The sequence below is a fragment of the Comamonas aquatica NBRC 14918 genome (genome assembly GCF_000739875.1).
In the GTDB taxonomy this organism is placed as follows: Bacteria; Pseudomonadota; Gammaproteobacteria; order Burkholderiales; family Burkholderiaceae_C; genus Comamonas; species Comamonas aquatica.
Genome location: NZ_BBJR01000076.1, coordinates 1 through 20,118, shown reverse-complemented (window position 1 = coordinate 20,118; position 20,118 = coordinate 1). Strand labels below are relative to the sequence as shown.

27 protein-coding genes and 2 pseudogenes are annotated in these 20,118 nt (G+C 62.4%); 17 read left to right on the top strand and 12 right to left on the bottom strand.

Going from position 1 to position 20,118, the window contains the following annotated elements; all coding sequences use genetic code 11:
* Together CA2_RS16030 and CA2_RS18130 are read left to right on the top strand one after the other, a co-directional pair.
* Positions 1-1,432 (top strand): zonular occludens toxin domain-containing protein (locus CA2_RS16030; protein WP_217997646.1); only part of this gene is annotated, 1,432 nt, incomplete at its 5' end.
* Positions 1,433-1,665: 233 nt separating this feature from the next.
* Positions 1,666-2,292, top strand: coding sequence for a hypothetical protein (locus CA2_RS18130; RefSeq protein WP_156106142.1), 627 nt, complete (start codon positions 1,666-1,668; stop codon positions 2,290-2,292).
* Here CA2_RS18130 and CA2_RS16020 read toward each other — a convergent pair.
* Both CA2_RS16020 and CA2_RS17770 read right to left on the bottom strand, forming a co-directional pair.
* Positions 2,289-2,642, bottom strand: a complete 354-nt coding sequence (locus tag CA2_RS16020; RefSeq protein WP_042419697.1) for a hypothetical protein — start codon at positions 2,640-2,642, stop codon at positions 2,289-2,291. The genes CA2_RS18130 and CA2_RS16020 overlap by 4 nt on opposite strands.
* Before the next feature lie 93 nt (positions 2,643-2,735).
* On the bottom strand, positions 2,736-3,185 hold the full coding sequence (locus CA2_RS17770) for a YdaS family helix-turn-helix protein (RefSeq protein ID WP_156106140.1): 450 nt from the start codon (positions 3,183-3,185) through the stop codon (positions 2,736-2,738).
* 338 nt (positions 3,186-3,523) lie between these two features.
* Here CA2_RS17770 and CA2_RS18315 point away from each other — a divergent pair, with 338 nt between their 5' ends.
* From CA2_RS18315 to CA2_RS15970, 11 genes are all read left to right on the top strand, one after another.
* On the top strand, positions 3,524-3,685 hold the full coding sequence (locus CA2_RS18315) for a hypothetical protein (protein ID WP_169741489.1): 162 nt from the start codon (positions 3,524-3,526) through the stop codon (positions 3,683-3,685).
* Positions 3,686-3,784: 99 nt separating this feature from the next.
* Positions 3,785-4,024, top strand: coding sequence for a hypothetical protein (locus CA2_RS16015; RefSeq protein WP_156106138.1), 240 nt, complete (start codon positions 3,785-3,787; stop codon positions 4,022-4,024).
* Positions 4,021-4,251, top strand: coding sequence for a hypothetical protein (locus tag CA2_RS16010; RefSeq protein ID WP_156106136.1), 231 nt, complete (start codon positions 4,021-4,023; stop codon positions 4,249-4,251). Before CA2_RS16015 ends, CA2_RS16010 begins: the two co-directional genes overlap by 4 nt.
* A complete protein-coding gene (locus CA2_RS16005; protein WP_081889046.1) occupies positions 4,248-5,261 on the top strand; it encodes a replication initiation factor domain-containing protein in 1,014 nt (337 codons plus the stop codon). Before CA2_RS16010 ends, CA2_RS16005 begins: the two co-directional genes overlap by 4 nt.
* A complete protein-coding gene (locus CA2_RS16000) occupies positions 5,258-5,575 on the top strand; it encodes a hypothetical protein (protein ID WP_042419689.1) in 318 nt (105 codons plus the stop codon). Before CA2_RS16005 ends, CA2_RS16000 begins: the two co-directional genes overlap by 4 nt.
* 65 nt (positions 5,576-5,640) lie before the next feature.
* Complete coding sequence (locus CA2_RS15995) at positions 5,641-5,850, top strand: major capsid protein (RefSeq protein ID WP_042419688.1); 210 nt, start codon at positions 5,641-5,643, stop codon at positions 5,848-5,850.
* Between the two features lie 3 nt (positions 5,851-5,853).
* Positions 5,854-6,048, top strand: a complete 195-nt coding sequence (locus tag CA2_RS15990; RefSeq protein ID WP_042419686.1) for a hypothetical protein — start codon at positions 5,854-5,856, stop codon at positions 6,046-6,048.
* Positions 6,049-6,298: 250 nt separating this feature from the next.
* Entirely contained in the window at positions 6,299-7,381 is a 1,083-nt protein-coding gene (locus CA2_RS18125) for an IgG-binding virulence factor TspB family protein (RefSeq protein ID WP_169741488.1), read from the top strand.
* A complete protein-coding gene (locus tag CA2_RS15980; RefSeq protein ID WP_052369978.1) occupies positions 7,378-7,665 on the top strand; it encodes a DUF2523 domain-containing protein in 288 nt (95 codons plus the stop codon). The genes CA2_RS18125 and CA2_RS15980 overlap by 4 nt, the downstream gene beginning before the upstream one ends.
* Positions 7,662-8,684 carry a zonular occludens toxin domain-containing protein gene (locus tag CA2_RS17305; RefSeq protein ID WP_052369977.1) on the top strand — a complete coding sequence of 341 codons (1,023 nt, stop codon included), beginning with the start codon at positions 7,662-7,664 and terminating at the stop codon, positions 8,682-8,684. Before CA2_RS15980 ends, CA2_RS17305 begins: the two co-directional genes overlap by 4 nt.
* 18 nt (positions 8,685-8,702) lie before the next feature.
* Positions 8,703-8,906: a hypothetical protein gene (locus CA2_RS15970; protein WP_042419679.1), complete on the top strand. Its 204-nt coding sequence runs from the start codon at positions 8,703-8,705 to the stop codon at positions 8,904-8,906.
* Between the two features lie 247 nt (positions 8,907-9,153).
* Here the strand turns inward: CA2_RS15970 and CA2_RS15965 are convergent, their stop codons facing one another.
* Both CA2_RS15965 and CA2_RS15960 read right to left on the bottom strand, forming a co-directional pair.
* Entirely contained in the window at positions 9,154-9,336 is a 183-nt protein-coding gene (locus tag CA2_RS15965) for a hypothetical protein (RefSeq protein ID WP_042419676.1), read from the bottom strand.
* A gap of 387 nt (positions 9,337-9,723) precedes the next feature.
* Positions 9,724-10,713: a DNA-binding protein gene (locus CA2_RS15960; protein WP_042419673.1), complete on the bottom strand. Its 990-nt coding sequence runs from the start codon at positions 10,711-10,713 to the stop codon at positions 9,724-9,726.
* A 113-nt stretch (positions 10,714-10,826) separates the two neighbouring features.
* Between CA2_RS15960 and CA2_RS15955 the strand changes: the two genes are divergently transcribed.
* From CA2_RS15955 to CA2_RS15935, 4 genes are all read left to right on the top strand, one after another.
* A complete protein-coding gene (locus tag CA2_RS15955) occupies positions 10,827-11,900 on the top strand; it encodes a site-specific integrase (protein WP_052369976.1) in 1,074 nt (357 codons plus the stop codon).
* A 193-nt stretch (positions 11,901-12,093) separates the two neighbouring features.
* Positions 12,094-12,666 carry a DUF1003 domain-containing protein gene (locus tag CA2_RS15950; RefSeq protein ID WP_042419670.1) on the top strand — a complete coding sequence of 191 codons (573 nt, stop codon included), beginning with the start codon at positions 12,094-12,096 and terminating at the stop codon, positions 12,664-12,666.
* A gap of 239 nt (positions 12,667-12,905) precedes the next feature.
* Entirely contained in the window at positions 12,906-13,442 is a 537-nt protein-coding gene (locus CA2_RS15945; RefSeq protein WP_042419667.1) for a DUF1569 domain-containing protein, read from the top strand.
* A 266-nt stretch (positions 13,443-13,708) separates the two neighbouring features.
* A complete protein-coding gene (locus CA2_RS15935; protein WP_174435627.1) occupies positions 13,709-14,407 on the top strand; it encodes a TenA family protein in 699 nt (232 codons plus the stop codon).
* A gap of 318 nt (positions 14,408-14,725) precedes the next feature.
* On the opposite strand, the gene CA2_RS15930 is transcribed toward CA2_RS15935, so the two are convergent.
* The 8 genes and pseudogenes from CA2_RS15930 to CA2_RS18655 all read right to left on the bottom strand — a co-directional run.
* Positions 14,726-15,430, bottom strand: coding sequence for an SDR family oxidoreductase (locus CA2_RS15930; protein ID WP_042419661.1), 705 nt, complete (start codon positions 15,428-15,430; stop codon positions 14,726-14,728).
* Between the two features lie 59 nt (positions 15,431-15,489).
* Positions 15,490-16,215, bottom strand: a complete 726-nt coding sequence (locus CA2_RS15925) for an ABC transporter ATP-binding protein (RefSeq protein WP_042419706.1) — start codon at positions 16,213-16,215, stop codon at positions 15,490-15,492.
* A 17-nt stretch (positions 16,216-16,232) separates the two neighbouring features.
* Positions 16,233-17,027, bottom strand: a complete 795-nt coding sequence (locus tag CA2_RS15920; RefSeq protein WP_042419658.1) for an ABC transporter ATP-binding protein — start codon at positions 17,025-17,027, stop codon at positions 16,233-16,235.
* Positions 17,024-18,058: a branched-chain amino acid ABC transporter permease gene (locus CA2_RS15915; RefSeq protein WP_245620983.1), complete on the bottom strand. Its 1,035-nt coding sequence runs from the start codon at positions 18,056-18,058 to the stop codon at positions 17,024-17,026. The genes CA2_RS15920 and CA2_RS15915 overlap by 4 nt, the downstream gene beginning before the upstream one ends.
* Before the next feature lie 5 nt (positions 18,059-18,063).
* Positions 18,064-18,984: a branched-chain amino acid ABC transporter permease gene (locus tag CA2_RS15910; protein WP_042419654.1), complete on the bottom strand. Its 921-nt coding sequence runs from the start codon at positions 18,982-18,984 to the stop codon at positions 18,064-18,066.
* Between the two features lie 14 nt (positions 18,985-18,998).
* On the bottom strand, positions 18,999-19,337 hold the full coding sequence (locus CA2_RS15905) for a tRNA-binding protein (protein WP_042419651.1): 339 nt from the start codon (positions 19,335-19,337) through the stop codon (positions 18,999-19,001).
* 17 nt (positions 19,338-19,354) lie between these two features.
* Positions 19,355-19,576 (bottom strand): annotated as a pseudogene (locus tag CA2_RS18660) (cupin domain-containing protein); the annotation flags it as partial.
* 433 nt (positions 19,577-20,009) lie between these two features.
* Positions 20,010-20,057, bottom strand: a pseudogene (locus tag CA2_RS18655) (hypothetical protein); the annotation flags it as partial.
* Between the last annotated feature and the right edge of the window lie 61 nt (positions 20,058-20,118).

Genomic DNA, 20,118 nt, shown 5'->3' with positions numbered 1-20,118 from the left:
CGATTCAGAGGCCGTGGTCTACCACGTGCTGCCAGCACTCAAAAACGGTCGCAAGGTCGTCACAAACCTGCCCCTCAATGTCGAGGCATTTGCCAAGCTGGATGCCCGTTACCGTGACCTTTTGGACATTCGCAAAGCCCCGTTGCCAGTGCTCGGCCGCTGGGATGCGGAGGCCGCAAACCGCAACGAAAACTGCTTTGTCCTCGGAGAGTTTGAAGCACCGGAGGAGGTTCAAAATCTCGGCATAGTCCCCACGGAATTTGAGACGTTCGAACACCTCGGGCGCCCGGCGATTGCTGCGCCAAAGGGCACTCGCCTTTTCGGCCATGTCTGGGACTTCTATGACGACTGGCGCGGCAAAGACAATATCGGCCCGCTGTACATCATCGATGAGTGCCACGTCTCATTCCCCCGAGAAAAGCTTCGCAAAAAGCTGTTCACGCCCGACGATGTGATTGAGTGGTTTAAGCTGCATCGGCACTTTGGTGCTGATGTGCTGCTGATGACTCAGCGCATGCGCTCTTTGGAGGAGGAGATTGCCGGCCTCGCGCAGTTTCACATCAAGGTGCACAAGGCGCATTTCTTGGGCAAGCCCGATGAGTACATCCGCAAGGTCCTGGCCGGCTACCGGGGCGGTGAGGTGCAGGTCAATGAGCGCAAATACATGCCCCAGTATTTCCCGCTCTACAAAAGCCACACCCAGGGCGCAACAGTCGTGGAATCCGGTGCGCGTGACTTGTCGACCACCTACACCAAGCTCCAGAAGTTCCGCAAATGGTTCATGCTGTTTTCGGTGCTGGTCGTTATCTGGGCCGTTTGGATGAACTTCAAGCCAAAGCCCAAGCCCCCGGAGCATGTCCAGCGTTTCCAAAATGCCCTTGCAAATACACCACCAGGTCAAACCTTGGTGGACATAAATCCGGATGGCTCCCCGGTCACCCGCGCAAACACCCCTCCAGTCTCCCAGGCCCAGGCCATGCCGGTGCAGCCTCAGGCGCAGACTGTGCCCGAGCAGCCCCCGGCAAAGGACAAGATAGAGCCCCTGGAGGGCAAATCCATGCACCTCGTCGGCTGGATGCACATGCCCAGTAAAGGCACCGTGTACCGGGTGTCAGTTGCTCTTGGCCAGCGCGTTTTCTTCGATACCACCTCGGCCGATCTGGAGAAAGCGGGCTATGAGTTCAAGCCTGTTGCAGAGTGCATGGCCCTGGTCACCTGGGATGGCAAAACCCGGCCTGTCACGTGTGATGCCCCCATCAGCAATGTCGGCACGGAATCGCGCCCGATCGTGATCTCTGATGGGGCAAATGCCAAGGTCACGACTGGTGCAGGCGCGCCCGGCCCGGTTGCACCTGCTGCTGCGGATGACTACCCGCACCCACTGACTGCCGCTGCAAAAACTGCCCAGCTCGTCAAGACTGGCGGACTCTAAAAAAAAGCCTCTGAGGGGTATGGGGCTTGCCCCATGTCAAACGTCGGCGCGGTGACGCGACGATCCCAATTAGCTTGATGTGATCAGAGCCTATGTGCACGGTCCTGCGTTCGATAAGGCCGGGCGCGTGCCGCGTGGCCTTCACCCAGTCAAAGCATGCCGTCCGCTCGTCGCCCTGATAAACGGTTTTTGGTCTTTACTCCCTATGATCGCGGCGTAGAGGAGGGGAGACCATGGGTATTCAGGACCGCGACTATTGGCAAGACTGGAAGCGCGGAAACGAGGGTGAGGGCCCTTACAGAAAGCCATTCCCGGGTGGTTCTGGTGGACCTGGGCAACCATCTAGGCGTTTCAAAATCATTGATGAGGTTCGTGCGCCTGTGCGTCGGCAATCTCAGCGGCCGCTGCCTCAGACTGACCATGTGCCTGAAGTGCTTTTGAAAAAGCTCACGTACCTTGCCGTTTTCGTTGCACTTGTTGTTGCAGCCATGCTTGCTTATCGCTGGTACGCGCTGCATCAGTTGAATCAGAGCATGCTGAGGCTCATGAATGACGTTCCTAAGGCAATGACGGCGCCGATTCAGCAGTCTTTGCAGGTGCAGTCCCAGTCCACGGACCAGGCCGAAGAGCGCCGCAAACAGTTGGCACTAGAGCGTGATTTAGAGATGCAGCGCGCCATTGCCCGCCAGGAATTGAAAGATCGCCTGGACCGGGAGCATGCAGAGCGCGTCAAAAGGCGTAATGCAGCCTGGGAGCGGTTCTACCAGCCTTCGCATGAATGCCGCCGGGATGCAACGGTTGAATGTGCGAATGCATTTATTCGTGCTCAGCGGGCTTTCAGCGAACAGTACAGGGACTAGCGAACGTCAAAGATCGGGCTATTGGCTGCCTTGTCCACCTCGGCCACTGCCTTTTCAAGCTCAAGGATTTGGCGTTGCAGCTTCGCAATCTGGCGTTTGAGCATCGCGTTTTCCTGAAACTGGAGCCTTCCCCAGTTCACGGCATCGCAGTTTGCAGCCGATTGGCCCCATGTGGACTCCCAAAACAGGGCCAACATAACCACACGCGGCGCTTGGCCTTTGCTGCGGTAGCTGCCCAAAGTTCGGGGCGAAATGTCCAGGAATTTAGCCAGATCAGCATCGTTGCGCCCGATGTTGTCCAGCAGCGAATGAAGGTGCGGAAGTTGCGCGGGTCTAGGTGCTCGGAACATGCGCAAAGCTGGTCAGATCAGGCCATGCGCAGTGGGCTAAAGAGAGGTGCGAAGCAACCGCTGCAACGGCGCTTAAACGCACGCAAAAGCGATTTAACATAATATACATTGTATATCTCGGCTATTCCCATAGTTTTGGGTCGTCGAACCACTTGCGTTTAAGCAAAGCAGGCCCGGAATCTCTTTTCCCAACGCTGCCTCCAACACCTTACCTTTCGCTGTGCCTTCGGTCTCCTTGATGGTTGCTGCAGCTAGGATATTCAGAGCGTTATAGCCAGCAAAATAGCCGATTGCAGCTAGGTCTGCTGGTTGGCACTTGTCGTTTCCGTTCTTCCAATTTGTGATCTGTGCTCGATGCACACCAAGCTCCCGAGCGAGTGCGGCTTGGCTCCCAAGGTTTTTGGCTGCCTTTTCAATAAGGGTTATTACCAACGACATTGAGTAATCCTTTCTCTTTACATTCGGCAGTGCTGTAAGCCATTTCCTAACAACGACTTGCAGCAATTTTCTCACGGAGCCACCCGGACAGCGTGCAGTGATCAACAGCCCGTCCTACCGCCAGAAGCAGGGCGGCTCCATGAACCCAAAGGAGCTGCCAGCATGTCTTTTAACCCCCGCACCGATTCAAGTTCCCCGCCTGGTCACCAAGACCTGGGCGCTAGCCTGGCAGCTCCCGCCCAGGTTGACCAGGTGGGGGGCACCACATTGCCCGTCGATGTTCCTGAGTCAGACACGCTCTGGCAATTTCTCACTAAGGGCTACTCGCTAAACGGCATTCGCCGCGCCCTTGTTTGTGGTGACCCTCACGCTGAAGCTGAGGCTCGAATGCTTATTGATCGTGCACGCAAGAACTGGGCACAGATTCGCTCAGAGGTGGGCGCATGACCTACAGCCGCAACCCACGCACCCCACGTAAGTCTGCTCGGCTGCGCTTCATTTTGCGTGTCCTGCTCGTTCTCAAAGACTTTGGGTTTGCCTCCCTCTTGGGCTACGTATCCGGCCTTGCCGCGTTCTATTGGATGCTTAAAGGGGTTGTCGCATGACAGACCTTTCCTTAGTTGAACTCGTTCTTCTAGCAGTTTGTCTCGGCGCCGCTTTGGGCTTTGGTTCTCGTGTTCTGTGGACATTGTGGAAGTCTTTTTATGACTGACTCCCCCTTCATGCGCAACCAGCGCAACCGCGACCAGTGGCTGTCCATCGCCAAGTTCCTGCAGGAACAAAAGCCCCTGCCGAAGTTCAAGCGCAAGCCCACCCCCGCCCAACAAGCCCGCGCCCTGGTCGCCACGATCGTGGCTAAGGGCTCGCAGATGGCGCGGCACGCAGCTGGGCAAGCGGAGCGCCGCACGGCTGAGGGACGTGACATAGGAGAGCCCAACCCATGACTGGCACTCCTGGCATTTACGTTGTCGACGGCCCCATGGGCATGTTCGGCAAAGGCCAATCCTCCAAGAGCTTCTCCAACGGTGAAGCCTTTCACGCATACGTCGACGCCCTGCGCAAGTTGGGCCGCACTGTGACCGTGCATGCAGACCATGCACCCGTCTTTGCTGTGGTCGAGGCCTCCAAGCCTGCGCCTGTGTTCGACATGTCTTTGATGGTGTACGCATGACCCGCTCTCACCGCGCACAGCACGCCTCGGCTTCCCCCAGTGCTGTAACACTGGGGGAAACTCCCCGTCCCGCCATCGGCGGTGCAAAAGTCGACTGGCTCACCTTCACCTGGCTGCCTGAACCCGACGAACACATCCTTGCCACGGTGGTCGAACTGCTGCGCGGCCACGGCCTCAAGGTCCACGCCGAAGATGGCAACGGCCATTTCGGCTTCCAGCACGGTGCTCGCCTGTATGTCCTGCTGGATGATGGTGCGCGCCACCAGGTCGGCCTGATCGACTGGGGCGGTGAACGCATGCGCGGCCGTGCCCGCCTGGACCTCTCCGGTTCCGCCTGCAGCCGTATCACCAACTGGCAAGGCATGCAGGACTTCCTGTTCGGCGCCTGGGACTGCACCATCACCCGCGTCGACCTGGCTGTCGACTGCCTGCAGGGCGAATTCACCGTCGACGATGCCCGCAACTGGCTGCACGAAGGCCTGTTCACCGCTGGCACCGGAGCCCCTCCCCGGCACTCAACCCCAGGCGACTGGCTCTCCGAAACCCCTTACTACGGCCGCACCCTGGAAATCGGGCGCCGTGAGAACGGAAAGATGCTCCGCGCCTACGAAAAAGGCCTCCAGCTCCTGCCTGGCTCCGGCGACAAGTGGACCCGTTTTGAGGTCGAGTTGCGCCGCAAAGACCGCGACATCCCCCTGGACGTCCTCACCCGCTGCGATGAGTACTTCGTCGGGGCCTACGAATGCCTCCAGCAGCTCCTGCCCGTTGCTGGTGAGCGCATCAAAACCCACCAAAAAGAAGGTGAGCTGACCGTCGAACGCATGGTCAGCCACTGCCGTGAAGCCTACGGAAAGCTGGTCAACGTTCTGCGTGTCCACGTTGATTCCGACGAGCTCATGGAAGTCATTTCCCGCCCCGGCATTCCAAGACGACTGGAAAAGGCCAGCCAGGGCGGATTCATCGCGGGGTCGTCTCTCGCAAAACCCTTATCCAAGGAGCTAAGGCCATGAAAGCATACGTAATCGGTCTCCAAATCTCGGAAGGCGTCGCCAAAGCCACTGGCAAGCCCTACTCCATCGGCAAGCTGCACACCGCCCTCCCCATGGCTGGCGATGGTGCCCGCGGAATGATGGGCTCGGAATACCAGTGCGAACCCGCTGTCCTGCGCAAGCTGGACGGCATCAACCTGCCCGCCTACTGCGACCTCGAAATGCAGGACGTCATGCGCTGGGGCAAGCGCGTCCAAGAGATCGCCTCCATCTCCGTCGTCCCCAACGACCCCCAGCCTGTGCGTGCACCAGGCACCGCTGTGAAGACTGCCTGATTTCAGCTCGTAGCCTTGCGTGCAGGGCTACCGGCTGCAATCCCGCAGTGTTGAAAGGAGGACCTATGTCCAAAGCAATCAAAGCCCGCCTGGCCGCCATTCCGGCCTTCGTACTCGCCACCGTTGGCACTGCCCATGCTGCACTGCCTGAAGCCGTTGGCACTGCTGTCGATTCCGCCAAGACCGACATGCTGGCCGCTGTTAGCCTGGTGATCGGTGCCATGGTCGCCGTCTGGGGTCTGCTGAAGCTGGCATCCAAGCTGGGCTGGCGCTAAGCCATGGCAGACACGAACACCGCCACGGCCAGCACGGAGACCCTCACGGTCGTCGTGCAGGTCGAACCAGCACCACCGGACGAGGAACGCCTGCAGGACCTCTCCACGGCCTTCGGCCTGATGCTGGTGGTGGTGATCGTTGTCTGGTGCTCCAAGCAGCTGCTTAACCTCTTCTCTGTGAACCCGGACCATGACTAGGAGCCCACATGTTCAGTTCGCTCGAAATGTTCTATGCGGGCTTTCTCTTGCTGCTGCTCTGGGTTGCCTTCAAGTAGCTCATGCAGGCTATGCCCAGGCCACCCCGCCAGCTGGATGGTCTGCCGGTGGTGGTGCTGGTGGCGCTTTCACAGGCACCAAGGCTGCAAACGGAGCCACATTCCTGAGTAGCAGCGTCACCACCAACGCTTCCCTGAATGTCGGTGGCCGTGCAGTCTCTATCCCCGCCACGATGCGTTTTGCAGCCAACGCTCCCCGCCTGGCTGCAGCAGCGGTCATGATGAACCCCTACCTTCGCACCGCTGCCGCCGTCGCTGGCTGGCTCGGTCTTGCTTCCCTGGTCTATGACGAAGCCTCTGGTCTGTGGACGACCCCTAACCCGGATGCTGCTCCATCTACCGGTTATGAATATTCGGTTCCTGACTGGTATGTGACTTCTTACTACCCTACACAGGCTGCTGCCTGTTCAGCTGCTGTTGCTGCGCGCAATGCGGCTGGACCAGTGGGTTATACCTTTTCGCTTAACTCTTCTACTGAGACACATTGTTTTGCTTCTGTATACGTAAACGGCAAGTTTTATACAAATATCAATACGTCATACAGTAGGCGTGCTTCAAGCTGTCCTGTGGGTTGGTACACGACTCCGGCAGGCTGTGTTCAAAGTGCCCCACCTAAAACAGTCACCCAAGATGGGGCTATCGAGGAGCTCATTAAGCACCCCATGCCTGCCGATGTGCCCCGGCACATTCCAGAGCCTTTGCCGGTTGAGCTGCCCGAATATCAGCCGATGTTCATCCCCACGGGCAACCCCGTGCCGAACCCCAGCTACAACCCCAGTCAGCCCGTCTCGCCTTCCAACCAGCCCTTCGTGCAGCCTGGCGTGAAGGTGGAGCCTGCACCCAGTCCCAGCGCTCCCTGGCAGGTCGATGTGAAGCCTGTGAACCGCCCCACGGAGAGCCCTACAGGCAGCACGGATCCGACAACAGAGCCGTCCACCGACACGCCTCGGGAAGATGGCAAAGAAGATCGCGACTTCTGCGACAAGCACCCCGAGTCCCTGGCCTGCACGGAGCTGGACACCCCCGAGGGAGAAATCCCGAAATCGACGTTTGAAGTCTCGTACTCGATAGAGAACAGCTGGGGCAGTGGCTCCTGTCCTGCGGACAAATACGCCACCTTGGCAGGCAAGTCTGTCAAGGTCTACGACTGGGCCCAGACCTGCAACTATGTTGCCACCTACGTACGCCCCATCCTGCTGGTTCTCTGTGCCCTCGGCGCGCTGTTCATCGTCATGCCTGGGAGGGCTGAATCATGAAGCTCGGCACCTGGCTCCTGTCCATGATGCAGCCTCTGATCGGCCGCATCTTGGCCGCCCTCGGATTCAGCGTCGTCACGATCACCGGCTTTGAGCTCGTGATCGATACCGTCAAGAACATGGTGCGCGATGGCATCAACACGCTGCCTGCGGACATGCTCAACCTGTTCCTGTACGCAGGCGGTGGTCAAGGCCTGGGCATGATCCTCGGCGCCATCACGACCAAGCTGCTGCTGTGGCAAGTGCAGCGTGCAACGCAGATACTTGGAAGGAACCCCGGATGATCACCGTCATCACAGGCACCCCAGGTGCAGGCAAGACCCTGTACGCCATCACCAAGCTGCTGCTGCCGCTGATCGGCACCCATGTGCCAGTGACCGATGACGACGGCGTCACCACGCTGCACCCCCGCGTGATCTACACGAACATCCAGGGTCTGCTCATCGAACACGAGCTGATCGACGCCGGAGACAACCAAGGCTTGCGCGACTGGCACACCTGGGCCAAGCCTGGTGCAGTGATCGTGTTCGACGAATTCCAGCGCGCCTGGCCGCCCCGGGCCAACGGCTCCAAAGTCCCTGACGATATCCAGGCCCTGGACACCCACCGCCACATGGGCGTGGACTTCATCCTGATCACGCAAAACGTCATCAACACTGACCGCCACGTGCACGGCCTGGTCGGCCGCCACCTGCATGTGCGCCGCATGGCCAACTCGCACCTGTGCATCGTCTACGAGTGGGACCACTGCAGCCGCCAGCTGCTCTACGCCAAGAGCCTGACTAAGCAGCCCTGGCGCTACAGCAAAAAGGTGTTCAAGCTGTACCGTAGTGCTGACGCCCACACCAAGCAGCCCCGCAAGGTCCCCGGCCTGGTCTGGTTCATCCTGATCGGTCTTTTGTCTGTCGCCTACCTTGGACCCACGGTCTACGGCCGCCTGCAGGAACGCATCTCCGGTGGCAAGAAGCCCGAGACCGTCGCCCAGGCCCCCAGCAAGCCAACCCAGGCAGCAGCCCCTGCAGCAGACCTCCAGGCTGCCACCACGGCCCCAGCCCCTGAGGCCAAGCCCAAGGGCCCCACCCTGGCCGGCTGCGTGCGCTCCAGCACCAGGTGTAACTGCTACGACGACACCGGACAGCCCATGGCCCCAGAGCCCGGCACCTGTGAAATCATGACCGTCACCCCCAAGAACCTGCTGGCCGGTGGCAATGTCGACTGGTATCCAGACCCCCGGCCCCCGGTCGACACCACGCCCACATGGACCGGCACCGTGGTCGGTACCCGCAAGGGCTGGCAGTTCTGACGTCGTAACATCGTGCTCATGGCACTTGATACCCGCGACTACTGGAAAAAACGGCACAACAAGCGTGATGGCTATGTCGAGAACGCCGATTTTCGAATTGGTGTGGCTGAGCACAAGCGCAAAAAGTACCGCCGAGCCTGGGCTTCGAACTTCCGCAAGCTCGCTTTTTTGCTACTGCTTTTTGCCTTCCTGGTGTTCCTCAAAAAATGGATGCAAGCCTAATCTGGGCGTGATTCATTTGCGCGCATGCCTCGTTTGGGGCCTGTCGCCAGCAGTTCGCCCGATCTCGCGCGCCTTCCCTTTGATGTGCTCACCCGGCCACCTGCGCGCCTGGCTGTCGCTTCCCGTTTCAACCAGGTCAAACACTGCCGCGTCGTAGCGGTCGCGCTTTCACTGGCTAGGTTCGCGGTGCATGCCATTCGACTAGGCACACCGCCAGCTCGTCGCTGATAAACACGGCTGTTGCGCGTCAGCGCCTCGGGCGTCGGTACTGCTTGGGGTTGTAAATTGTGTCGAGGTGGCTGCGCTCTTGCTTGCGCTTCGGCACCTTCTTGAATCGCAGCACGTTGGCGCTTTTCTTGGGCCACGTGACCCACGCGATCAGCACTGCGCCTCCGATCACGATGCCCCAGAAGATCTTTTCTTCAATCATGGGGACAGGTTATACCGGCAACCTTTACACGGCGACAAGTGCGAGTGTCTGGCCTCGGTTCCGGCAAAAGTGGGCTTTTATGCTGTTGTAAAGATACATAAAACCCCATTGTATTTGAACGAGCGGCGTAGGCTCCCGCGCCGCTATGACCCAGATTCCCGCATGAAGCTTGCTTCGAGGTTCAAGGCTATGTACCAGTCCCTGGGTATGGATAAGAACGCCTAAAGTTTGCAACCGGCAATCTGCTGAGGTTGCTCAACCGTATCAATTGCCTGGCCAGCTTCAGCACAACAGGAAAAGACTTTTGTGCAGTGCGCGCCGCAAGCCTTGACATAGATTGCGGCGTCGGCACGGGAAAACACCTTCATCGAGTCACTGGGCTTCAGTTCACTTGCGCGGCAAGCGCAGTGCGCGTTGTGACAAGGCGCGGCGTTGCAGTGAGCGATTGTTGGTGCGCTGTTTGTCTGCTTGTGAGTTAACTGCAGTGGCGGAGGCCGGTTGCGTGGCGTGCATTTCCAGCAGTGCCTTGAGTTCTTGCACCCGTTCCTGCGCCGCCGCAGTCGATTGCTGCAGTTGCACATTCGCAGCGCGGGCGCTCAGCAGTTCTTCCTCACTGTGCCGGTAACGCGCCTGCAGCTCTTCGTAACGGTATTCGGCCTTGCGTTCGGCTTCTTGCTGGGCTTTCTTGCTTTTCTCCACCTCCTGGCGGCTGCGGTCCAGGTCGGCCAGCATGCGGCGTTCATTGCCAGCGAACTGTTCCGCCAGGCGTTGGCGCTCCTGGCTGGCCACTTGCAGTTCCTGGGCATGTTGCTCCCGCAACGCTTCCTGGTGCTTGCGCTGATCGGCATTTTCCTGGCGCAGTCTTTCGACCAGGGCATGGCGCTCTTGCAACTGTTGCTGCATCTCGTCCAATCGGCGCGACAGGTCTTCGCGTTGTGCATGGGCCAGCTTCATAGCGACATCCATCGCCTCCTTTTGCTGCTGCAACCCCTCTTCCCGCTGTGCCAAACGGGCTTCTTGCGCTTGCAGCTGGGCCTGGCTCTGCTGCAGTTCCGCCTCACGGTCCGCCAGGGACAGGTCAGCCGCTTGCTGTGCGTGCAGCAGCGCGGCCGACCACAACCCTTGCGCGGCTTCCAGCACCTCGGTGGGCACGCTGTTGCGCAAATCCTGGGTGTGCTGGTTCAGCCCCAGCCGCGCGCCGAGGGTGCTGAACCAAGCCTCCAACATCGGCGCCACGGTGTTGGGCGAGCCCCGCCCCATGTGCAGGCGCACTTTTTCGATGGTGGGCTTGTGGCCTTCGGCCAGCAGCGCGTCGGCTGCGGCCCATACATCGGCTTCCTGGATGCCGCGCGGCGTTTTGGGTGCTGTGGGTTGCATAGAAGTTAGATTACCATCGATAAGAGATTGTTATCGTGAGTTGTTGAATATTATTATACAACAACACATGTAATACATATTATTTAATACATGCAACAGAAGAAATACAACAAATGACCGACTTCCGCGCACTTTCCTTGGCACAGCCCGCCTCTGCCGTTGTCCAACTCAGCGACAGCACCCTGCACGCACTGCGAGAGCTGCTGCGCGAGGGAGAAGCCGAGAACACGGTGCGCAGTTACCAGAGCGCCATGCGCTACTGGGCCGGCTGGCACCAGTTCCGGCTGGGTCAGGCGATTGCCCTGCCCCTACCAGTCGACACCGTGCTGCTGTTCATTGCCGACCATGCCCAGCGCAGCACGCCCTATGGCCTGCGCTGCGAGCTGCCTTCCTCCATCGATGCGGCCCTGGTGCAATCGGGCTGCAAGGCCAAGCTGGGGGCCCCCAGCCACAACACCCTGGTGCACCGCGTGGCGGTCATGTCGAAGGCGCACCAGAACCGGGGGCTGCCCAACCCTTGCCACGATGAGAAAGTGCGCGAACTGCTTTCGCGCACGCGCAAGGCCTACGCCAAGCGTGGCGAACGCGCGCAGAAAAAAGACGCCATCACCAAGGACGTGCTGCAGCAATTGCTGGTCACCTGCGACGACAGCCTGCGCGGTCTGCGCGACCGTGCCCTGCTGCTGTTTGCCTGGAGCAGCGGTGGCCGTCGCCGCTCCGAGGTCAGCAATGCCGACATGCAGTACCTCAAGTGCATTGGCCCTGGTCAATACCTGTATGAACTGGCGTTTTCCAAAACCAACCAGAGTGGTGCCGACCTGCCCGACAACAGCAAGCCCGTGCTGGGGGCCGCTGGCCAAGCCCTGGCCGCCTGGCTGGCCGCCAGCGGCATCCGCGAAGGTGCCATCTTTCGGCGCATCCGCAAGGGTGGCCACCTGGGAGAGCCCTTGCAGGCTGCCGCCGTGCGCGCCATCGTCAAGGAGCGCTGTGCGCTGGCCGGGATTGAAGGCGATTTTTCCGCGCACTCCCTGCGGTCTGGCTTTGTGACGGAAGCCGGCAAGCGCAACGTGCCCCTGGCCGAAACCATGGCCTTGACCGGCCACCAGAGCGTGGCCACGGTGCTGGGCTACTTCCGGGCGGAATCCGTCATCCACAACCAGGCGGCGCATTTGATGGACGAGGATTGATCGACCACCCGGGAGCTGTATGCAAGACCAGCGCAGCCATTCCGTGCCACAGCAGCGCCTGGCATCTCCTGCCCCGTGCAATCGCCCAAGCCACTGCCTGTATACAGAAGTGAACACGGAGGCCAACGGCTTTCGCGCCGCGCCCGGTGCGGCCATACTGGGTGCGATTGCGTCTTTGATGTGAGGAGCCGCCATGCACCACCCAGACCCAGCCTCTCCCACCCTGCACCCCGCGGCGCTGGACGCGCTGGATGAACGCGCGCGCAAGGTGGCCGAGCACATCACCCACCGCCGCCACATCTCGCGCAACCTTGGCCAGGAGCTGGAACGCGGTCAGGGCACGCTGGGGCAGCGCGCGGCCGATGCCGTCGCCGGCTTTGGCGGTTCATGGACGTTTGTGCTGCTGTTCGGACTGACCATGCTGGTCTGGGTCAGCATGAATGCCGTGCTGCTGGCCTGGCAGGGCCACACCTTCGACCCCTACCCCTACATCCTGCTGAATCTGGTGCTGTCCATGCTGGCGGCCATCCAGGCGCCCATCATCCTGATGTCGCAAAACCGCCAGGCCGACAAGGACCGCGTGCGCAGCGAGCATGACTACGAGGTCAACCTCAAGGCCGAGCTGGAAATCATGATGCTGCACGACAAGATTGACCAGCTGCAGAAAAACCAGTGGACCGAGCTGATTGCGCTGCAGCGCGAACAGCTGCACCTGCTGGCCGACCTCGTGGCCCAGCGCCCCCACAACCCACCGCCTGCGGGCTGAGCACCAGGCACACGGCACGCAACCCTCCGGCGCACGACCGCGCGCCGCACTACGGCCCAGGCACTGCGCTGCAGCACCCGCCACATTCCCGGCAACGGCAGCACCGCAGGCCATCGGTCGCGCACCCCAACGATTGCGCGGTGGCCCGGCCCTAGCACATGCCCTCTGGGCAAAAACGGGCGCGCTGGGCATAAAAGCAGGCTGGCTATCTATATAGACAAGAGGGAGTCCACACCGCCATGCCCCATTCCCGCCGAGCTTTTCTGGCCAGCGGTGCCGCACTGGGCACCGTGCCTTTGCTGGGCTGCGGCCCACAGCTGCGCGATCTGCGCCTGTCCAGCCTGCCCGCCGCGCTGGAGGAAATGCGCCGCCTGGGGGCCGCGCCGGCCCTGCAATCCCAGACCGCCTGGGGCTGGGCCCAGACCCTGGAGCACCTGGCGCAAAGCGTCGAATACTCCATGACCGGCTACCCCACGCAGCCATCCGCGCTGTTCCAGCGGCTGGCGGGACGCCCCGCGTTCCAGCTGTTTGCCTGGCGCGGCCAGATGCGACACGACCTGACGGCACCCATCCCCGGCAGCCCGGCCCTGGCGGCCGGCACCCCGCTGACCGCTGCCAGCTTGCGCCTGCTGACGGCCTGCGGGCAGTTTCTGCAGTGGCGCGGGCCGCTGCAGCCGCACTTTGCCTATGGCGCACTCACGCATGCCGAGTACGAGCAGGCCCACGCCATGCACCTGGCCAACCACTTTGCGGCCTTCCAGATCCCGGCGGAGTGACGGTGTGGGCGGCAGATGCCCACACCGCTCTGGCTGAGCTGCAGCACGCCACCGCACGGCTGGCGGCATGGTCCCGCATGATCACCATTCAGTCTGATCGCCTCACCGTGAGCGGCTTGCCCCATGCCACCGACGCCCTGCCCGCTTTCCACACTCCGCCATCAACATTGCTCGCACCTGGCGCACCCCGCGCGGTGGGCGGCAAGGCCGTGACCGCGGGTCACAATACCCCCTTGCTTTGAACCGGAACACCCAGGAGCCCGCCCATGTCCACCGCCCCCGTTGTCCCCCTCACCGCCACCGACGCCAGCCTGGGTTTTGCCGAACAGCTGCGCCAGTCGTGCTGGGAGGACTGGAACGCCTGCATCCAGCACCGTTTTGTGGACGAAATCTTTGATGGCAGCCTCAGCGACGACGTGCTGCGCCGCTATCTGGTGCAGGACTACCAGTTCATCAACCGCTTTGTCGCCCTGCTGGGCGCGGCCATTGCCAGTGCCGACGTGTTTGCCCCCCGCGTGACCCTGTCGCAGTTCGCGGCCATGATCACCAGCGACGAGAACACCTATTTCCTGCGCAGCTTCGACGTACTGGGCGTGCCACAGGCCGACCGCCTGCAGCCCGTGCTGACCACGCCCACCCAGGCGTTCCAGCAACTGATGCACGAGGCCGCGCAAAGCCTGAACTACGCCAACTGCATCGCCGTGCTTGCCGTGGCCGAGGGGCTGTACCTGGACTGGGCCGACCAGCCCGCCAAAAAACACCTGCCCCTGCCCGCGCGCTTTGAGCATGCGGAATGGATCACCCTGCACGCCAACGACTTCTTCCGTGGTTTTGTCGCCTGGCTGCGTGCTGAGCTGGACCGCGTGGGCCCCACGCTGGACCCCGAGACCCGGGCCGAAGCCACCCACTACTTCCAGCGCGCCGTGCAGCTGGAGCGCCAGTTCTTTGACCACGTCTACGCCTGATACCGCCGCCGGGTCGCAGGCCCCTACGTCGCCGGGCAGCGCTTGGACCCTCTAAAAATATAGCTGGTTGCGCTTGATGGGACTGGGCTAGATGGCTAAAACACTGTGAAAGCTGGTCCGGTGCGCAACCACAGCCCGACGGGGCTGAGCCCTGACCGCCGACGGCCCCAGGCCAACGGCACAGTTGCCTAATGTGCGGGAGCCACAAGCTGCTTGCCCTGCATGCTCGCACCGCAGGACCGGGCCTAGCCTGTGTACGGTACGGAGCACGCCCCGTGGCCCTGCACAGGCCACGGGCATCCTTCACTGCCGCGGCGTTTACACCGAACGCATCAGCCCGCCATCCACGCGGATGTTCTGGCCGTTGATATAAGCCCCCGCATCGCTGGCCAGAAAGGCAATCGTCCCCGCAATCTCTTCCACCGTGCCATAGCGCTGCATGGGCACGGCCGCGCGGCGCTCGTCTTTTTCGGGCAGGCTGTTGATCCAGCCGGGCAGCACATTGTTCATGCGCACCCCGTGGCGGGCGTATTCATCCACAAACAGCTTGGTGAAACTGGCCAGCCCCGCGCGCGCCACGGCGGAGGTGGGGAACAAATCCACCGGCTCAAACGTCCAGGCCGTAGAGATATTGATGATGGCCCCGCCTCCCTGCTTGACCATGATGGGCGTCACACAGCGCGCCGCGCGCACCACGTTCAGCAAATAGGCATCGATGCCTGCGTGCCAGTCGGCATCGGTCAATTCCAGCACCGGCGCACGCGGTCCTTTGCCTGCAGAGTTGACCAGTACATCCACCCGGCCCCAGCGGTCCATCACCTGATCGACCAGTTGCTGGATATCGGCCTGGCTTTGGTTGGTGCCGGTCACACCGACGCCGCCCAGTTCCTGGGCCAGTGCCTCACCCTTGCCGGAGGACGACAGAATGCCGACGTGGTAGCCATCGGCAGCAAATTTGCGGGCGGTGGCTGCGCCCATGCCGGAGCCTCCGGCGATGATGATGGCGGTTTTCTGTACCTTCATAAGCTATTTATTTTCGTAGCAATTGACGATTTGCTGTCAAAGCAAAGACGGTGATTCTTTCAAAATCCCAGATGCTCGGACATGGTGGATTTTTCTGCGAGCATCCGCACGGAGTTGCCCTGCCAAACCGCTTGACCGCGACCCAACACGCAATGCAGACCAGCAATCTCCAAAAGGCGGTTCACATACTTGTCCACCACCAAAATGGCTTGCCCCTCCGTCTTGAGCTGTGCCAGGCACGTCCAAATCTCCTCCCGAATCACAGGCGCCAAGCCTTCTGTAGCCTCATCCAAAATCAACAACTTCGGATTCGTCGACAAAGCCCGCCCAATCGCCAGCATCTGCTGCTCGCCACCCGAAAGCTGGTTGCCCATATGGTGCTCGCGCTCCTTGAGGCGCGGGAAAAGTTCATAGATTTTGGGCAAATTCCAAGGTGCAGCCTGCGCAACCAGTTCTCCTTTTTGAGGCTGGGCAGGCGGGCACGCAAAGGCCACCAGGTGCTCGCGCACCGTCAGGTTGGGAAAGCACTGCCGCCCTTCCGGCACGATGGCGATGCCCAGCCGCGCAATCACATCGGCGGGCAGGTTGGTGATGTCACGCCCCTCGAACAGGATCTGCCCTTTGCGCACGGGCAGCGCGCCGGTGATGCACTTGATGGTGGTGGATTTGCCCATGCCGTTGCGGCCCATGAGGCTGACGACCTGGTGCGGTTCAATCGTCAAGCTCACGCCAAACAACACCTGGCTGGCACCGTAGCCGGCCTCGATGCCGCGCACTTCGAGCAAGGGGGTGGTGGTATCGCTCATGCTGCGCCCTCCTGGGGTTCTGGAATGCTGGCGTCGACCTCGTCTTCCTGGCCCAGGTACACGGCCTGCACGCGCGGGTCGGCCTGGATCTGGGCTGCGCTGCCCTGGGCTAACACCTTGCCATAGACCAGCACGGTGATGCAGTCGGCCAGCTGGAACACGGCGTCCATGTCGTGCTCGATCAGCAGGATGGCCATGTCGGGCGAGCTGGCGCGCAACTGCTGGATCAGCGCCACCATCTCGCTGGATTCCACCGGCCCCATGCCGGCCATGGGTTCGTCCAGCAGCAGCAATTTGGGCTGGGCCGCAATCGCCAGGGCCACGTCCAGCTTGCGCTGGGCGCCATGGGGCAAGGTGCCGACCACATCGTTCCAGCGCGCCTGCAGTTGCACGCGCTGGGCCAGGGCCCAGGCCTGCTGCAGCAGCGCGGGGTCGTCATCGCGCACATGGAAGCTGCGAAAGCTGTTGCGGCCCTGGGCCTGCACGGCCAACAGCAGGTTCTCGGCCACCGTCAGCTGGGGGAAGATGCTGGTGATCTGAAAGCAGCGCGCCAGGCCGGCGGCCACGCGCTGGTGCGGGGCCAGGTGGATCAGCTCCGTGCCGTCCAGCGTCAGGCTGCCGCCGTCGGCCGGCAGCAGGCCGGAGATCAAATGCACCAGCGTGGATTTGCCAGCGCCATTGGGTCCGATCAGCGCGTGGATCTGGCCGCGCTCGACCGCCAGGCTGACATGGTCGGTGGCGGTCAAGGCGCCAAAGCGCTTGACCAGGTTTTGAATGGAAAGCAGGCTCATGCCGCGCCCTCCTTGCGCTGGGTGCTATTTTTTTTGGCAAAGAAAGCCGCCAGCCCCTTGGGCGCCAAGAACACCACGGCAATCAGCAGCACACCCATGGGGGCGTGCCAGTAGTCGGTGCTGTGCTTGAGCACTTCTTCCAGCGCGCCCCACAGCACCACGCCCAGCGGTGCGCCCCAGCGCAGGCCGATGCCACCCACCACCACCATCACGATCAGCAGGGCCGACTGGGTCCAGTGCATCAGCGAGGGGCTGACAAAGCCGTTCTGCGTGGCCAGCAGCGCACCGGCCAGGCTGGCCACGCCCCCGGCCAGGGCAAAGGCCAGCAGCTTGAGGCGGAAGGTGGGGTAGCCCAGGGCCTGCATGCGGGTTTCGTTGTCGCGGATACCTTCCAGCGCGCGGCCGAAGTACGAGCGCTCCATGCGTGACAGCCACAAAAAGATAGCTGTCAGCGCAAGCAGAACCACGACAAACAGCCAATTTCCTTGTGCCAGCACGTCGCCATCGGCCTGGCGCAGCAGCACCAGCGGGGTGTAGAGCGTGTAGCCATCGTCCCCGCCATAGGCGCGCAGTGACACGGCCAGGTAGTACAGCATTTGCGCAAACGCCAGGGTGATCATCAGAAAGTACACGCCGCGGGTGCGCAGTGCGACCAGGCCGATCAGGCCGGACACGGCTGTGCCCGCCAGCGCAGCCACCAGCCAGATCAGCCAGGCGTTGGCAAAGCCGCCCTCCACCATAGCCACCACGGCATAGGCACCGACGCCGACGAAGCCGGCATGGCCCAGGGCCACCAGCCCGGCACGGCCGATCAGGAAGTTGAGGCTGAGTGCGGCGATGCTGACGGTGAGCATGCGGCGCACCAGGTCCACGTAATAGTCCAGTCCCCACAGCGGGGCCAGCCACGGAAAGACCGCCAGCAGCAGCACCAGGGCGGCCAGCACGGCCGGGCCGGCCCAGCGGGGATGGAGGGAGGCAGCCAGCGGGGGTGGCACGGATGTGTTGGCCAAGGCCTGGGAAGAATCGGACACGGAATTCATGCGCGCGCAGGGAAAAGGCCAGAGGGCTTGAACACCAGCACCCCGGCCATCAGCAGGTACATGGCAATGCTGGCCACGGCGGGGCCCACGTCGGCCGCCAGGCTGGGCGACAGCACTTCGCGCAGCAGCGGCGGCAGCAAGGCGCGGCCGGCGGTATCGACTAGGCCGACCAGCAGGCTGGCGACCAGCGCGCCGCGCACCGAGCCGATGCCGCCGATCACGATGACCACCAGAGCGGGGATCAAAATGCTCTCGCCCATGCCCACCTGCACGGCGGTGATGGGCGCCACCAGCGCACCGGCCAGGGCGGCCAGGGCCGCGCCGATGGCAAACACCAGGGCAAACACCCGGCGCACGCGCACGCCCATCCACTCGGCCATGGCGCGGTTGGAGGCCCCAGCCCGCACCCACATGCCCAGTCGGGTGTGGTTGACCAGCAGGTACAGGGCCAGCGCCGCACCCAGGCCGGCGCCCAGGATCAGCAGGCGGTAGGCCGGATAGTGCAGAAAGCCGAACAGCTCCACCGGGCCGGACAGCGCGCTGGGCGTATCGGCCATGATGGGCGACGGCCCCCAGAGGTACTTGACCACGTCATCGGCCACCAGCACCACGCCAAAGGTGGCCAGCACCTGGGACAGGTGGTCGCGCGCGTAGAGGCGGCGCACCAGGGCCGCCTCCAGCAGCGCCGCCAGCGCCACGGTGACGGCCATGGCCACCACCACCGCCAGCAGGAACGAGCCCGTGTGCGTGTGCACCGTGGCCGACACATAGCCGCCGGCCATGAACAGCGCGCCGTGGGCCAGGTTCAGCGTGTCCATGATGCCGAACACCAGGGTCAGCCCGGCGGCCAGCAGGAACAACATCAGGCCGTATCCCAGGCCGTTGAGGGCCTGCTCCAACAAAAAAACCGCATCCATACGCTAAGGGGGGGCTACAGCAGCTTGGTGCCCAGCGGCACGGGCTGGTCCGGCACGCACAGCACCACGCCGCCGTCGGCGTCGTGAAAGCCCGTGACCAGGCATTCCGACATGACGGGGCCAATCTGCTTTTTGGGAAAGTTCACCACGGCCACGACCTGTTTGCCGATCAGGCCCTGGGGGGTGTAGTGGTGGGTGATCTGGGCGCTGGACTTGCGGATGCCGATCTCGGGGCCAAAGTCCACCTGCAGCAGGTAGGCGGGCTTGCGCGCCTGCGCAAAGACCTCGGCCGCCACGATGCGCCCGACGCGCAGCTCGACCCGCGTGAAGTCGTCCCAGCCAATCAGTTCCATGGGGGCTCCTGGTGCATTCAAACACTGCCCTCGCGTTCCACGACCAGCACGCGCGCCGCCCCCTGGGGGTGGGCCACGTGCTCGTCGCCAGGGGCGGCGTAAAAGATGTCGCCCACCTGCAGGCGGTGGACCTGTTCTTGCCCGTGCTGGCGCGTGTGCATGTGCACCACGCCGTCGAGCACGACGAACACCTCGTGGCCATCGTTGACGTGCCAGCGGTAGGGCTGGTCGGTCCAGTAGCCCCATCAGCTGCAGCGCGGTCTGCTGAACGATGGATTCCGGGTCGGCCAGCTGCAGCGGCAGGTCGAAATGGTTGGTGGCCGGCGCCTCCACCCACTGCCCGGGCAGGCAGCGCGCGCGCCAGGCGGCCAGGTATTCGCGCGACTGGCGGTGGAATTCGCGGCTTTCAAACTCGCCGCAGGCCACGCGCAGCTGGCAGTGGCCGTACGTGCGCGCATCCGGCAGCGCAAAACGCGGGCTGTTGCGCACGGCGGCGGCATCGTCCAGTCGCATCCAGTCGTTGATGTGGGTGTGGAGCAGCGGCTGCAGGTCGAACAGCCCGCTCAAGGGAAAAGCCGCAGCCGGCACCGCGCTGGCGGGCAGGTCGTAGTCATCCTGCCAGCCACGGGCCAGCAGCATGCCCACCAGATGCCCGCCGGCCGAGCTGCCGCAGACACAGATGTTGCGGGCATCGCCGCCATAGATGGCGATGTTGCGCACCACCCAGGCAAAAGCCTGGCGCACCTGGTCGACGATGTGGTCCAGGCTGACCACCGGGGCG